The sequence below is a fragment of the Nocardia callitridis genome, assembly GCF_039543305.1.
GTDB lineage: Bacteria > Actinomycetota > Actinomycetes > Mycobacteriales > Mycobacteriaceae > Nocardia > Nocardia callitridis.
The window spans coordinates 86,416-99,903 of record NZ_BAABJM010000009.1 but is presented as its reverse complement, the minus strand read 5'-3'; the positions used below and the strand labels follow the sequence as shown (position 1 = coordinate 99,903).

Annotated in this window: 15 protein-coding genes; 7 read left to right on the top strand and 8 right to left on the bottom strand. The window is 66.4% G+C overall.

Annotation, left to right across the window (positions count from 1 at the left end):
* Positions 1-4: 4 nt before the first annotated feature.
* From ABEA50_RS29660 to ABEA50_RS29645, 4 genes are all read left to right on the top strand, one after another.
* Positions 5-997 (top strand): ScbA/BarX family gamma-butyrolactone biosynthesis protein, encoded by a 993-nt coding sequence (locus ABEA50_RS29660; protein ID WP_345499701.1) that lies wholly within the window; start codon positions 5-7, stop codon positions 995-997.
* Positions 997-1,161 (top strand): hypothetical protein, encoded by a 165-nt coding sequence (locus tag ABEA50_RS29655; RefSeq protein ID WP_345499699.1) that lies wholly within the window; start codon positions 997-999, stop codon positions 1,159-1,161. The genes ABEA50_RS29660 and ABEA50_RS29655 overlap by 1 nt, the downstream gene beginning before the upstream one ends.
* A complete protein-coding gene (locus tag ABEA50_RS29650; protein ID WP_345499698.1) occupies positions 1,158-2,099 on the top strand; it encodes a UbiA prenyltransferase family protein in 942 nt (313 codons plus the stop codon). The genes ABEA50_RS29655 and ABEA50_RS29650 overlap by 4 nt, the downstream gene beginning before the upstream one ends.
* A gap of 175 nt (positions 2,100-2,274) precedes the next feature.
* The gene (locus tag ABEA50_RS29645) at positions 2,275-2,643 is read left to right on the top strand and encodes a hypothetical protein (RefSeq protein ID WP_345499696.1); all 369 of its coding nucleotides are present in this window, start codon (positions 2,275-2,277) and stop codon (positions 2,641-2,643) included.
* 7 nt (positions 2,644-2,650) lie between these two features.
* Here ABEA50_RS29645 and ABEA50_RS29640 read toward each other — a convergent pair whose 3' ends face one another.
* From ABEA50_RS29640 to ABEA50_RS29610, 7 genes are all read right to left on the bottom strand, one after another.
* Complete coding sequence (locus ABEA50_RS29640) at positions 2,651-3,415, bottom strand: MerR family transcriptional regulator (protein ID WP_345499695.1); 765 nt, start codon at positions 3,413-3,415, stop codon at positions 2,651-2,653.
* 108 nt (positions 3,416-3,523) lie between these two features.
* A complete protein-coding gene (locus ABEA50_RS29635; protein ID WP_345499694.1) occupies positions 3,524-5,044 on the bottom strand; it encodes a flavin-containing monooxygenase in 1,521 nt (506 codons plus the stop codon).
* Positions 5,041-5,961, bottom strand: coding sequence for a ferritin-like domain-containing protein (locus ABEA50_RS29630; protein WP_345499786.1), 921 nt, complete (start codon positions 5,959-5,961; stop codon positions 5,041-5,043). Before ABEA50_RS29630 ends, ABEA50_RS29635 begins: the two co-directional genes overlap by 4 nt.
* Positions 5,962-5,968: 7 nt before the next feature.
* Entirely contained in the window at positions 5,969-6,871 is a 903-nt protein-coding gene (locus ABEA50_RS29625; RefSeq protein WP_345499693.1) for an SDR family NAD(P)-dependent oxidoreductase, read from the bottom strand.
* Between the two features lies 1 nt (position 6,872).
* Entirely contained in the window at positions 6,873-7,862 is a 990-nt protein-coding gene (locus ABEA50_RS29620) for an alpha/beta hydrolase (RefSeq protein ID WP_345499691.1), read from the bottom strand.
* A gap of 291 nt (positions 7,863-8,153) precedes the next feature.
* Positions 8,154-9,245, bottom strand: coding sequence for a methyltransferase (locus tag ABEA50_RS29615; RefSeq protein ID WP_345499690.1), 1,092 nt, complete (start codon positions 9,243-9,245; stop codon positions 8,154-8,156).
* A 98-nt stretch (positions 9,246-9,343) separates the two neighbouring features.
* Positions 9,344-9,874 carry a pyridoxamine 5'-phosphate oxidase family protein gene (locus ABEA50_RS29610; RefSeq protein WP_345499688.1) on the bottom strand — a complete coding sequence of 177 codons (531 nt, stop codon included), beginning with the start codon at positions 9,872-9,874 and terminating at the stop codon, positions 9,344-9,346.
* 345 nt (positions 9,875-10,219) lie between these two features.
* Here ABEA50_RS29610 and ABEA50_RS29605 point away from each other — a divergent pair, with 345 nt between their 5' ends.
* Both ABEA50_RS29605 and ABEA50_RS29600 read left to right on the top strand, forming a co-directional pair.
* Positions 10,220-10,714, top strand: coding sequence for a hypothetical protein (locus tag ABEA50_RS29605; RefSeq protein WP_345499687.1), 495 nt, complete (start codon positions 10,220-10,222; stop codon positions 10,712-10,714).
* A 237-nt stretch (positions 10,715-10,951) separates the two neighbouring features.
* Complete coding sequence (locus tag ABEA50_RS29600) at positions 10,952-11,422, top strand: hypothetical protein (RefSeq protein ID WP_345499685.1); 471 nt, start codon at positions 10,952-10,954, stop codon at positions 11,420-11,422.
* Between the two features lie 262 nt (positions 11,423-11,684).
* Here the strand turns inward: ABEA50_RS29600 and ABEA50_RS29595 are convergent, their stop codons facing one another.
* Complete coding sequence (locus tag ABEA50_RS29595) at positions 11,685-12,308, bottom strand: TetR/AcrR family transcriptional regulator (RefSeq protein ID WP_345499683.1); 624 nt, start codon at positions 12,306-12,308, stop codon at positions 11,685-11,687.
* 84 nt (positions 12,309-12,392) lie between these two features.
* Between ABEA50_RS29595 and ABEA50_RS29590 the strand changes: the two genes are divergently transcribed.
* Complete coding sequence (locus ABEA50_RS29590) at positions 12,393-13,319, top strand: aldo/keto reductase (protein ID WP_345499682.1); 927 nt, start codon at positions 12,393-12,395, stop codon at positions 13,317-13,319.
* Positions 13,320-13,488 lie beyond the last annotated feature (169 nt).

The following is a 13,488-nucleotide window of genomic DNA, read 5'->3' as shown; positions in this document are numbered from 1 at the left end:
TGCGGTGACCACCGCACGCCACAGCCGCACGATTTCGCGCGAGCTCGCGCACCGATGCGCGGTATCGGAGGTGTTCGTCACCTCGATGGACTCCGTCGCCGAGGACGAATTCCTGGTCGGCGCCCAGTTACCCAGGATGCATGCCTATTACGGTGACCACGCGGGTTCGCTCGGGCTACGCCACGACCCATTGCTGGTAATGGAGGCCGCGCGCCAGGCCGCGATCGCGCTCACCCACGAGTTCTACGGTGTCGGACCGGAGATGGCGTTTCTGGTGCGTACCTTCAACGGCACCGGTGCGGCCACCTCGGCGTGGGAAATCGGTTTGGCGCCAGCGGATCTCGTGATGCGTATTCGCGCGCCCCGCCAGCATCGCCGCGGTGAGACGCTCACCGGCCTCGACATGGTGATCGAGATCGAGCGCGACGGCGCCTCGATGATGACGGTCGACGGATCGTTCTCCTGGACCACCCCGCGACACTGGAACGGTTTGCGCACCTCGTTTCGCGACAGCCTCGGCCTCGGCCCGTTCGCCGGTGCTCTCGCGCGCACCGAGCGGGCGAGTGCGGCGGCGGTGGGTCGGGAGAACTGGCGCAATGTGGTGATCGGAGCACCCGAGCTCAGCGGTGATACCGCGCGGGCGACGCTGGCGCCCGACCTCGGCCACCCGTTCCTGTTCGATCATCAACTCGACCACGTGCCTGGCACCCTGCTGATCGAGGCCTGTCGACAGACCGCGTTGGCCATGGTGCTCGAGCAACGTCCGCGCCTGGACTGTGTGGCCAGCGCGTTCGATCAGTTCGTCGAACTGGATCTGCCCGCGGAATGCGTCGCGCGGGTGGTGGGCGAGCAGGCCGAACGCACCGAGATCCACTGCGAAATCCGGCAGGCGGGTGTGGTTGCCGCGCAGCTGGATCTGGAATTCGCCGAAGACGATCTGGTGGCCGACGCGGATCTCGTCGCCGACGGCGGCGATGCGGAAGCCGATTCGATCTGATGGGCGAACACACCGCAACGGTGGTGCTGCGTCGGCTCGGCATCGCGGGGGACCAGGCGCCGACGACGCCGATGGTTCCGGTGGCGCGACTGTTGTCGGAGAAATGTGCGCTGCCGGATAACCAGGTCGAGGCGGCGACGCTGCCGGATCGGGGGCGTCGATGAGCGAGGCCGCCGCGGCACCGACCGGGGTGCTCGCGTCGGTCGCCAGGATCGTTCGGTTCACCGTGGTGATGTACAAGCCGCACTACCTGCTCTACGGCATCGTCTGGGTGCTCGCGCTGGAGGCTACGGCGGCATTGGTGACCCGACCCGACACGGCGTGGACACCGAGCGGCGCGACGCTGCTGCGAATCGTGATCGTCGCGTTCGTGCTGCTGTATCTGCGGATGGTGGACGAGCAGAAGGATCTCGACTACGACCGCGTGCACAACCCGGATCGTCCGCTGGTCACCGGCGCGGTGCGCGCCGGCGACTTACGCGCCGCCATGGGGGTGATCGCCGTCGGCGCGGTCGCGGCCTCGTTCGCGCTCTCGGTGGGGTCGGCGGTGATGATCGCGGTGGCCATGGCCTACGGCCTGGCACTGTGGGGGTGGGAGTCGCTCTCGCACACCGTGCGTACGAACATTCTGGTGAGTTTGGTGGTCACCTATCCGGTGCAGCTGTTGGTCACCGCGTATGTGGTGGTGTCGGCGATCGGTACCGGTCAGGTGCTCACGCGGTGGCCGCTGGTGGCGGTCGCGGTGATTTTCGCGGGGGCGTTCCTCCAGTTCGAATTCGCGAGGAAGACCGTCCGCGAACCGGTACCTGGGCAGTTGTTCTACTCGAATATGTTGGGCCCCAACGGGAGTGCCGGTGCCGCGCTGGGGTGCGCTGCGGTGGCGGTGCTGGTGGATCTGGTGTTGGTGCGGCCATGGGATCAGTCCGGCATCGGTGCGGTGATTGCCTGGATTCCGTTGGTGCTGTTGCTGTTTCCCGCATGGGCTGGTTGGCGTTTCCATGCCGCGCGCCGCGCGGAGCATCCTGTCGTCGCGGCCGTCTTGTTCATTCTCACGCTGTATCTGACCCTGATCGCGCAGGCGTTGGTGCTCACTCGCGGGTGAGGGCTCGGTGATTCCCCACCGTTGGAACGGGTGTCCTGCTCGACGTCGCGCCGCGGGTCTGATGAAATGGCCGGTGAGCGACGATCGATGCGCATACCAGCGAGGATGCCCATCTCGCCGGCTGTTCATCGGGGTAACGAACAGGCACGAACGTCCGCGTAGAAGGGAATTCGGTGTGAACGAGTCAATCAGGGGCGCAGCACCTTTCGACCCACGCCGGATCGCGGCGGGTGTGGGTCTCACCCTGCTCGCCGCCGGTTTCGCGCTGGCGGGCACCGCGACGGCCTCGGCCGATTCCGGTGACTGCTTCGTCGACCGGGGCGTCACCGACGCCGCCGCGCTGTGTCACAGCGGTACCGGCCGGTATGTGCTCTCCACCGAATGCCAGGGCTTCTTCGTCCCGCCGGGACAGGTGGTCCCGGTCTACGGTCCCTACCGAGGTTCGGTGTCGACCCCGACACCCGTCGACCAGCCGATGCGTGCGTCCTGTCTGTTCGGCGGCGCGCTCGGGATCACCACCGGTGCCTCGTTGGCGCCCGCGTGAGCCGGGGTCACGGGCGCGCCTGCTGACGGTCGCGTTCGGCGGCGGTGGCCAGGTAGTCGCCGAGTTGCTGGCGCAAGGTCTCGTCCAGCGAACGGGCCAGCGCGGCCTGCACCGAGGTCACGGCCAGCTCGCGCATCCGATTGAGCATGGTGGTTGTCTCGGCGATCTCGTCGCTGGTGTCGGGCAGCCAGCCCGGACCGCGCTCGTCGACGATGTGCTGCTTGGCCGCGGTGATCATGATCTGCGCGATCTCGTCGACCCGGTCGGCGACCTCGGCGTGGATGTCGATCAGCGTGCCGAGCTCCAAGCCGTACTCGTGCAGTTCGGCGAACGAGGTGAGCAGCTGGGTTTCGGTGAAGACGACCGTATCGCCTTCCAGGCGAACGAGATTCATCTCCCGTAGCCGCTGCACCAGCTCGTCGGAGTCGGTGCCGAGGATGGTGCCGACCAATTCCCTCGGCACCTCGAACGTCTCGTCCTCGCCCCAGGACGCGGTGACCGCGTGCTGGAGTCCGAGCACCTCGGTGAGGTCCTTGCCGGTCTCCCAGCTGGTGATGAAGTCCGCGATGTGCGCGGTGGTGAAACCGCGTTGCAGCAGCGCGTCGATCAATTGCAGGCGTTCGAGATGCCCGTCGCCGTAGATGCTGGCCCTGCCGTCCTTACCGACCGGCGGTGGCAGCAATCCGCGTTCCTGATAGGCGCGCACATTGCGGGTGGTGGTGCCCGCGGCGCGCGCGAGGTCATCGATCCGGTATTCCGGCGTCGATCTCACCTCCCTGATTCATCGCCGCGCGTGGCCGCCGACAAGACAATTCTCGCGGGTAGGAGTCTATCGTCCGTGCTCGTCGACCCGACGTTCGTGTCGGCGGCCCGCCTACGGCTAGGCGATCGGTATCGCGTCGGCCTCGTGGTCGGCACGCCGAGCCACTACCTCGTAGTCGTCGAGTTCCAGTGTGCGCAGTTGGTTGACGTACTGCGTGGCGAAACCCGGATACATCGTCGCGTTGAAACCGTCTTCGGTGAGATACCAACTGCGGCAACCGGAATTCCAGGTGGTCGCGGTGAGGCGACGCTGGATCGCCGCGTTGTGGCGGTCCTGACGCTCCTGACGCACGTCGAGCATGTGCAGGTCCTCGCGCAGAACGGTGTCGATCGCACCGACCAGATAGTCGATCTGTGCCTCCATGTACACCAGTGCCGAGTTGTGGCCAGGACCAGAGTTCGGCCCGAAGGTGAGAAACAGGTTCGGGTATCCCGACACCGCGACGCTCTTGTAGGCGTAGGCGCCGCGCGACCACTCCTGCGCGAGCACCCTGCCGTCGCGCCCGACGATCGGGATCGGCGTTCCCGCCTTGGATACCTCGAATCCGGTGGCGAACACGATGCAATCAGCCTGGTGCTCAACACCTTCGGCGGTGCGGATGCCGCGCTCGGCGAGCCGAACGATCGGCCAGGTCACCAGCTTGCAGTTGTCGCGCTGCAACGCGGGGTAGTAGTCGTCGGTCATCAGCAGCCGCTTGCAGCCAGCGCGGAATTCGGGGGTGAGCTGACGGCGCAGCCACGGATCCTTCACCTGGCGCCGCAGTTGCGCGCGGCCGACGAGTTCGACGACCCTGGTCAGCGGTGATTTCCAGACCACGCCGAGCGCTACCGACTCGTGCCCGTAGAACCAGGCCTGCCTGCTGAGCCGCTCGGCGGCGGGAACGCGGCGAAACAGTTCCTTGGTCACCGGGCTGGTGCGGCGGTTCACCCTCGGCAGCACCCATCCCGGCGTGCGCTGGAAGACCTTCACCGAGGCGGCACGCTCGACCAGTTCCGGGACGATCTGCACCGCGCTGGCCCCGGTGCCGATGACGGCGACCTTCTTGCCGGTGAAGTCGTAGTCGTGATCCCAACGGGCACTGTGAATTTTGTGTCCGGCGTAGTCGTCGATGCCGGGAATGTTCGGGAATCCCGCATTGGCCAGCGGGCCGGAAGCCAGGACCACGGTGCGTGCGCGGACGTTCTCGGTGTCGCCTTCGATGCCGACGTCCCACCGTCCGGCCCCCTCGTCGAAGACGATGCCGGTGACGTTGTGGCCGAACCGGAAATGCGGTGCGAGTCCGAATTCGGCGGACATCGTCTGGATGTAGCCGAGGATCTCATCGCTGCCCGAATATGTGTGCGACCACTCCGGATTGGGCGCGAAGCTGTAGGAATACAGCCGCGACGGAATGTCGCACGCCGCACCGGGGTAGGTGTTGTCCCGCCAGGTACCGCCGATGGCGGTGCCGCGTTCGAGGATGACGAAATCGTGGATTCCGCGTTGCTTCAAGCGAATCGCGGCGCCGATCCCGGCGAAACCGCCGCCGATGATCGCGACGTCGATGGTGCGCGGGTGTGTGCCCGCCGTGTTGCTCATGCCGCGGGCTCGTAGGTGATTTCCTTGGACCACGTGGGGTCCTTGCGCAGCAACGCCTTCGGCACCCGCGCGGTCACTTTGACCAGTGCGTCGGCGACGAGGTGATAGGGGCTGTCGCGGTTGATCACCCAGTTGCCATGCCGTTTCACCAGCTGATACATCGGTAGCCGCCGCGCGAACTCACTGCGCTCGCCGACATTGCCGTAGCGTTCCAGCGCGCGGTAGAGGCGCTGCTCGTCCACGCCCATCGCGACGATGTTGTCGCGCATCTTGTTCAGTAGCGGCACATAGCTCAGCACGCCGATGATCAGCGACGGCTTGGTCCAGCCGCCGACCAACTCGATCAGCAGCTTGCGCATCTGCGCGTGGCCGAGCAGGTCCATCACCGCGAAATCGACGGCCAGATGCCGGGATTCGTCGGAATTGATCTTGCGGAACGTGTCCTGGCAGACCGGATCCTCGATCTCGTCCATGATGAACTTCACCAGCGCGCCGTCCAACGCGACCTCCAGCATCGGGATCACCGTGCCGAGGAACGACAGCGACATGTCGTCGGCGTACTTGTCCAGGAAGTCGATGACCAGCTTGACGTTCACGTTCGGTTGCGGAATCTCGTCACCGTCGAGCATGTCCCAGCGCCGCATCAACGCCAGTTCCGCATTGGCATGGCGCTGTTCTTCGGCGTGGAAGTACCGGTAGATCTCGCGCAGGGTCTCGGTGGGCGCTTTCTTCGCCATGGCGGCGAAACCGCGCGCACCCACGTTCTCGATCCACATCAGATCCGCCATGAACGGCTTGAGCTTGGCGTGCAGTTCGGGGCTGATCGTCTCCGTCCCCGGCGCGTCCCAGTCGATATCGGCCAGCGCCCACTGCCGGTCCTTGATCTTGGCGAGCATGTCGTCGAAGTCCATCGTGATGGCCATGTCAGACTCCTGTTCTTTCGGTGACCGTTGTCCGGTCGTCAGTCGAATCATCCTGGGGCAGAAGGCGGTCCAGCAGACCCAGGACGTAGGTGTATTGGGCGGGGAAGTGCCGCTTGAGTTGCCAGACCACATTCGCGTCCAGCTGCGGGAGCACGTACAACTTGCCGCGGTCGTGTGCGTCGAGGGCGTCGCGTGCGACGCGGTCCGGGGTGAATCCGGTCCAGCGCATGAGGTTTTCGACCAAGCGAGCGGAACCGTCGGTGATCCGACCGTCCTTGCCGACATTGGTGCGCACGAAGGTCGGGCACAGCACGGTGACCGCGACCCCGCTGCCGCTCAACTCGGCGGCCATGGTCTCCGACAGCGACAGGACTCCGGCCTTCGACACGTTGTAGACCGCCATCGAGGGCGCGGCGGCGAATCCTGCCGCCGAGGCCACATTGATGACGCCGCCGTATCCGGCCGCGCGCAGTCGAGGGGTGAAGACCTCGCAGCCGTGCACCACACCCCACAGATTGATGCCGAGCGCCCATTCCCAATCGTCGAATCCGATGCGTCCGACCGGTTTTCCGCCGATACCGACGCCCGCGTTGTTGATCACCAGTGTGAGCGGACGATCGAACAGCGAATCGGCGAAGTGCGCGAGGGTCTCCACGTCGGCGCGTTGGGAGACGTCACAGCGGAAGGCGTGCGCGGCGCCGGGATGGTCGCGCTCGATCAGGGCGACAGTATCGTCGGCACGGGCCTCATCGATGTCGGCGCAGACGACCTGGCCGCCGCGCCGGGCGATCTCCAGGGCGAACGCGCGGCCGATGCCGCTGCCGGCGCCGGTCACCACCGCGCGGGCGTTGTGTGTGCGTTTCGGTCGAAACCCCTGGGGTAAGAGGTTTTCCAGTCCGAGCATGTCAGCTCACCCTTTCTTCGGACGTGGTGGCGGCCAGTGCGGCGCGCAGGAAGTCGGCTGCGCGGTCGAGGGCGGGCCCGGCCTCGGGGATCAGCGTTGGCAGCGCTTGGAATACATGCATCTGGCCCGGCCACACCTCCAGCTCGCATCGGCCGCCCGCCGCGCGCACCCGGTCGCGGATCGCGTGGGCGTCGGCCAGCAGCATTTCGGTGCCGCCTACCTGCACGAGCATCGGGGGCAGCGTGAGACCGTCGGGAATGCGCAGGCGCAGCCGTGGAGTGTCGTCGGGGACATGACGGGTGTAGGTCTTCGGCATGCGGCTGGCCGCCTGTGCGGAGATGAGCGGATCCGACCGTCGCCGTTGCTGTTCGGCGGCGAGGCCGAGTGTGAGATCGAACAGCGGCGAGAACATGGTCACCGCCGCGGGCTGTCCTCGTCCGGCCCGCGCGTTCTCCAGCAGCAGATCGAGAGCTAGGTGGCCGCCCGCCGAATCACCGGCGATGACAAGATCTTCCGGGGCCATGCCGCGGTCGAGCAGCCATCGGTAGCCCGCCGCCACATCGTCGGCCGCTGCCGGAAATGGATGCTCGGGAGCCAGTCGGTAATCGCTGACGAACACCGGAAGTCCGGTCTTGTGCGAGAGATTCGCGGCCAGCGTGCGGTGCGTCTGCGCCGAGCAGATCACATACGCGCTGCCGTGCAGGTAATAGACGGCGCGGCGGCCGAACCCGACCCCGGGCGCGCGGACCCATTCGCCCCGAACCGCTCCCGCGCGAACGGCGGTGATCGTGGTGCCGCGCGGCACGGGCCCGCCGCCGACGGTCATCAGGGTGGCGATGAGCTTGCGCGCGAACCATACGCCCGGCGGGTTCATCGGAATCGCACAGTTGAGTGGCCGCAGCCCGATTCGGGTCGCCGCCTCGGCGACGATGGCTCGCGTCGACGGCGTCGCGGGGACGTCGGGGACGGAGGTCAACGGTGACCTTGTCATGCGCTCAGAATCATCCATGAATGTGCCAGTTGTCAATGGCACATTTGGTGCAGGCTGGTAAATGGGGGCGTTGACGTGCGGGGATCGGTCGGAATCGGCAAGACGAGCTGGTCTGCGCGGGGCTCGGCAGCCTGGGGCTGGCGGCCGAACCTGCCCCGCCGCGGGGTCACCTGCTCGGCCGAGCGAAGACCGGCCCATGTCCGAATGTCCGGTCGGTCCGGTCGGTCGAATGTCCCTCCCGTGGCGCTGCGACCACGGTCAGGGTGGTGACCGCCGCGGGTACTTCGAGGTCTAGGACAACCGAGCTTCCAGAATATTGTTGGGCGACACGGTCGGAACCACTCGGGTGAGCGTAAAACCGTGCTCTGCCAAGAACTCTCGATACTCGGCCTCGGTACGCTCTCGGCCCCCGGTGTTCACCAGCATCTCGAGGTCGATGAACTTGCTGGGATGCGGTTGATCATCCTCCGGCACAACGAGTTCGATGATCAGCAACCGGGCATGCGGACACATCGCGCGGTGCACCGTGCCGAGGATCCTGCCCGCGTCGTCATCCGACCAGTCGTGCAGAACGTGCTTGAGCAGGTACGCGTCGCCCCCTTCCGGCACCGACTCGAAGAACGAACCACTCTCCACCGCACAACGATTCGCGAGACCTAATTCGGCGAGGCGAGTCCGCGCGGACTGCGCGACCTCGGGTAGATCGACCAGCACGCCCTTCGATTGTGGTGCCTTCCCGAGGATTTCGGCGATCATCGTGCCCTCCCCACCGCCGATATCCACGATCGTCTCGAAGGCGCCGAAATCATAGGCCGCGAGCAGGGGCTCCAGCGACAACGACCCGATACTGGTCATGCCGCGATCGAAGATCTCACCGAGGCTTCGATCTTTGCGTACGAGGTCGAAGAAGGGCATGCCGTCCAACGCTTCGCCCACCGGCTCGCCGGTACGTACCGCGTCCACCAGATGTGACCAATGTTCGCGGTGGACAGTCGAGCCGAAGAACAGCGCGGTGTCGCGCAGTGAGACCTCGCAGTCACTACGCAGTGGCTGCGCCATGGGCGTCAGGGTGTATTTGCCGCCCTTGTCTTCGGCGAAGATCCCCTCGCTCGTCAGCAACCGCATCAGTCGACGCAACGCGTCCTCGTCCGCGCCGACGGTCCGCGCGAGCTCCGCGCCGTCGCGGGGGCCGTCCGCCAGTGCGTCCGCCACGCCCAGCTCCGCCGCCGCGTGAATCGCCTGGGTGAGGAAACCGGCGCCGAGCATCTCCAGCAGCGCGACGTGGCCCGGCACCAGCGCACGGTAGGTGGTCCCGAGTAGTCCGCGCAGCCGATCTACCGCCCGGACCAGTGGTAGCGGCGGCAATGACAGAAGCGACGCCATGGTGACTCCATCCTCGTCGACGGTCAGCACACTGCGCACAAGCACCCGAATGGGGTCGATGTGGAGCGTACGTCACGCCGCACGCTCGTCAGGTGCGTTCAGAAGCGCCAGCGTGTGGCACCGCCCGGTGCCGAGGTCTGCAGCGCCGTCGCACTGTCGAGGGTGAGTCGGTAGACGAACCACGGCGCGGGTCCCGCCGACGGAGCGTTGAACTCCGCCGTCAAGCCGTAGCCCGTTTCGTCGACCCGCACCGGCCAGCCACCGGCGAACCAGCGCGCCACCACGCGTTCGACCGCCTTCGGGTCATCGATCTTGGCTGCCGTGCCCGAGGCGACGACGTCGTAGTCCGCGATCGACACGCTCATGGTGCAGCGTGGGTCGCGGACGATATTGCGCGCCTTGCGCGCACCGTCACCGCTCTGGAACCAGAACGCGTCATCGATCCACACCGCGCCCACCGGTGTGGTGTGTGGGCTCCCGTCCTGATTGGTCGTGGTCAGCCACGTTGTCTGTCGTGCCGCACCCGCGCGCTCCGGGACCTGATCGAAACCCTGGTCCAACTGCGCTCGGACCGGGCCCCACGCCAAGGCGGGCAATTCATACAGTTGCGCCAGATTTTTGGTTTCCATAGTGATGAGGACGCCGTTTCGGTGCTGAATTCATCGGTCGCGTGCGCCCCTGTCGTAGCGATGAGTTCTCGGCTTCACCTGATGCGTGCGGTGGCACGGAGGACGCCCGGCGCCGGGACTTTGCCCCGCGTGTCGATACACAAGTGAGACCCCTTCTTCTCCTTCTGTTTATCCAGGTCGACAGGGGTTCGGCGCGGCGAGGCCGCGACGGCCCGCGGTGGTAACTCCATGACATACGCACTGTTACCCTTGCCGGGTGAGTTCGGTAGTCGTGTGGGAGTAGAAGTGTTGCGGCAGTTCGTTATTGGAATTTCAGAGCGGAATCGTTTCCGAACTGCTGCGGCGATGGTCGCACTGTCCGCGCTGGTCGGTGGGTGTGCTGGCGAACAAGAAACGTCGCTGGCATGGCGCGACGTCGACCCGTGTTCCCTCGCCGACGCCGATCAGGTCGCGAAACTCGATCAGAGCGGCGCCGACCAAGCGGTCACCGAACCCATTCGTTCCGATTACGGTGGTCCCGGCTGCCATTGGGACCGTTACCTACAGATCAGCATCGTGGGTGACGTTGCCAGCGCGAGTGATTCGAGCCGGGCCCCGCAAGATCCGGTCGGCAATCCACCCGCCCGCACCTTCGATCTCGAAGGACGGCATGTCACCGTCACGGCCGAACGAGGCGGTCGGTGCAGCGTTTTCACCCGGTACTCCCAGGCTCAGCTCACGGTGAGCATCGAGGTCGCGCGCAGCAAAACCAATATCGACACCGCCGACACCTCGCAGGTCAGCTGTGACGCGCAGAAGCCGCTGATCGGTTCCATTCTGAGTCGTGTCGACCTGAGCTGAATCGCCGATCATCGCCGAATACGCCCGGGGTTCTTCCCTTTTCGGTCTCTTCATGTGGCACGACGTAGCGGCGATGGCGCTGCTACGATCTGGCCGTTGACGTGCGAGATATCGGAGGGGGCCATGCGGAGAATCCCGACAGCAGGGGAGCTTACCGACCAGGTGCGTTGGCCGAAACGGGGCAACGGCGTGCGAAGTCGGCCAACAGCGTTGCTACTGCTCACTTTCGGTGTAGCGGTGACGGGCTGTTCAACCGTCACTTCGGCGTCCGCGCAACCGAACTGGCGCGATATCGACCCGTGCGCCCTGGTCGAAAACCAGCAACTCGATCGGATCGCCGATAACCCTTCCTTGCTGAAAACTCAGCGCACCGACGACGAAACGCACACCGGCTGCGCCTACACCGATCCCTACGGCATGGTGCGTTTCGAGATCGGTCTCGGCGCGGGCGCGCCGACTCCGCCGTCGCCACCGCCCGCCGTCGCGCCGCCACGCGCGCTGCGAATCAACGACAAACCCGCGACGGCGACGTTCGAGCGCAGCGGCAATTGTGACGTCTGGGTGCAGTTGACCGATGTGGTGGTCGCGGTCACCGTCAAACCGACTCCCGGCAAGTCCACGGTGGCACTCGGCGATACGTCGCCCGCCAGCTGTGACGCGCAGGCTCCGCTGGTGGGCTCGGTCCTGGAGCACACCGGATTGTCGTGATGCTGTCGGTCGTGGGGTGATTTCGTCTGACAGTGGGGTGTTGTGGTCGCCGGTGGCCCGCGCTTGGGTTTTGGAGCGCATCGGATTGTGGTGATGCTGTCTGTCGTTGGGTGGTTGCGTCTGGCGGGTCGGGTGCGGTGGCAGTGTGTCGGCCCGCGCTTCGGCGCAGCGCGGAACGTGGCAGACCCGAGTTCCGCTGGGCGCCATGGAGTTCGTCAGCCGCAGCCGATTCTTCGGCGTAGCTGTCCGCGCGGCGGCGGTGTCATCCCCCTGTCGCGCGGCCGGGACGCAACGCGTCGATGACCAGGTCGAGCAGGCGTCCGGTCTGCTCCCGGGATCCGTTGGACGACGTGGCGAGGAAGATCCCGAAGATCATCGCGGTGACGTCCTCCGGGGCCACGTCCGCGCGGAACAACCCCGCTCGCGTTCCCTCGACGAGGATGTCGCCGATCACGGCGGTGATGCGTTCTCGCGTGGTCGGTGTCGCGATCGTGCCCGATGCCCAGCCCGCGCGGAGGATGTCCATCATTCCGCGCTTGGCGGCGATGAACGCGGCGTAGCGGTCCAGCCATGCGCGTAGCGCGCGGTCCGGTGGGTACTGCGCGAGGAGCGCGGGAACGCAACCGGTGACATCGTCGAGTTCGGCGGCGTAAACAGCCTCCACGAGCGCCTCGCGGGTGGGGAAGTGGCGGTAGAGGGTGCCGATACCGACCCCGGCGCCGCGGGCGATGACTTCGAGCGCGACCGCGCCCGCCGTCGCGTCCGCCTCGGCGAACGCGACGCGTGCGGTGGTGAGCAGTTTCTCCCGATTGCGTCGTGCGTCGGCACGCGCGGGCGCGGCGGCGGGCGGCGTGTTCGCTTGTCGTGGTGCTTTACCTGAACTCAAAACGGAGGAACCTCCGGTAGTGCTATGGTCGACATTGCGGAGGATCCTCCGCTTACTGTCATCGTCGCACAGAAGGGGACTCACATGACACCCACCGATTCTTCCGACACCACAGCCGCGGGTAAGCCGCGTCCAGGCGGGTCGTATCCGCTCGCGGGTCGGACCGTCTCCCGCATCGGCTACGGCGCCATGCAGCTACGCGATCGCAGTCACGCCGAGTCGGTGGCGATCGTGCGGCGTGCGATCGAACTCGGCGTCGATCACATCGACACCGCCCAGTTCTACGGCGCCGCCAACGGTGTGCTCCGCGAAGCGATCCGACCGTTCGACGACGTTCTCGTCGCCAGCAAGGTGGGCGCGACGCCGGATCCCGACGGCGATATTCCGTTGCGTCTGGCGCAACGTCCCGAGGAACTGCGTGCCGATATCGAGAGCAACCTCGCCAGCCTCGGCGTCGATCAGATCTCGCTGGTGAACCTGCGTCGCGCCGAAATCGGCCCCGGCCTGCGGGCCGAGGGTGACCAGTTGGTCGACTTGGACGATCAACTCGCCGTCATGATCGCGCTGCGTGACGAGGGCAAGATCGGTGCGATCGGTCTCAGCGCCGTGCGTGCCGACAGCCTGCGCCGAGCCCTGCCCGCGGGCATCGCCTGCGTGCAGAACGCCTACAGCCTGCTCGCCCGCGAAGACGAGGAGATGCTCACGCTCTGCACGGCCGAAAACATCGCCTGGGTCCCGTTCTTCCCACTCGGCGGCGCCTACCCCGGCCTGCCGAAGGTCACCGACGAACCGGCGGTCCGAGCCGCCGCCGACGCCGCGACCGCCACCCCATCCCAAATCGGCCTCGCCTGGCTACTGCACCACGCCCCGAACATCCTCCTGATCCCCGGCACCGCCAACCCCGACCACCTCGACCAAAACGTGGCCGCGGGCAACATCACCCTCCCCCCGGAAACCCTCGCCACTCTCGACGCCATCCCCTCCCGCACCGGCGACATCGACCGCACCTAGCCTCCCGCCGCACGCCCTCGGACCGCCTGCGTTGCGTCCGATCCGAGCCTTCTGAAAAGGGTGAGACACCCCTTCCCTCGAGAGTTTCGAACGCAGTCTCCGACCTCCGCACGGCACGCGGCCACATCCGCGCGGAGCGTCTTCAGCGGCTCGACACTCCGCGTGGACG

Excerpts from the sequence above, each read along its gene's own strand:
- ABEA50_RS29635 (WP_345499694.1), bottom strand. The coding sequence starts at position 5,044 with ATGAGCAACACGGCGGGCACACACCCGCGCACCATCGACGTCGCGATC.
- ABEA50_RS29620 (WP_345499691.1), bottom strand. The coding sequence starts at position 7,862 with ATGACAAGGTCACCGTTGACCTCCGTCCCCGACGTCCCCGCGACGCCG.
- ABEA50_RS29610 (WP_345499688.1), bottom strand. The coding sequence starts at position 9,874 with ATGGAAACCAAAAATCTGGCGCAACTGTATGAATTGCCCGCCTTGGCG.
- ABEA50_RS29650 (WP_345499698.1), top strand. The coding sequence starts at position 1,158 with ATGAGCGAGGCCGCCGCGGCACCGACCGGGGTGCTCGCGTCGGTCGCC.
- ABEA50_RS29625 (WP_345499693.1), bottom strand. The coding sequence starts at position 6,871 with ATGCTCGGACTGGAAAACCTCTTACCCCAGGGGTTTCGACCGAAACGC.
- ABEA50_RS29615 (WP_345499690.1), bottom strand. The coding sequence starts at position 9,245 with ATGGCGTCGCTTCTGTCATTGCCGCCGCTACCACTGGTCCGGGCGGTA.
- ABEA50_RS29655 (WP_345499699.1), top strand. The coding sequence starts at position 997 with ATGGGCGAACACACCGCAACGGTGGTGCTGCGTCGGCTCGGCATCGCG.
- ABEA50_RS29605 (WP_345499687.1), top strand. The coding sequence starts at position 10,220 with ATGGTCGCACTGTCCGCGCTGGTCGGTGGGTGTGCTGGCGAACAAGAA.
- ABEA50_RS29590 (WP_345499682.1), top strand. The coding sequence starts at position 12,393 with ATGACACCCACCGATTCTTCCGACACCACAGCCGCGGGTAAGCCGCGT.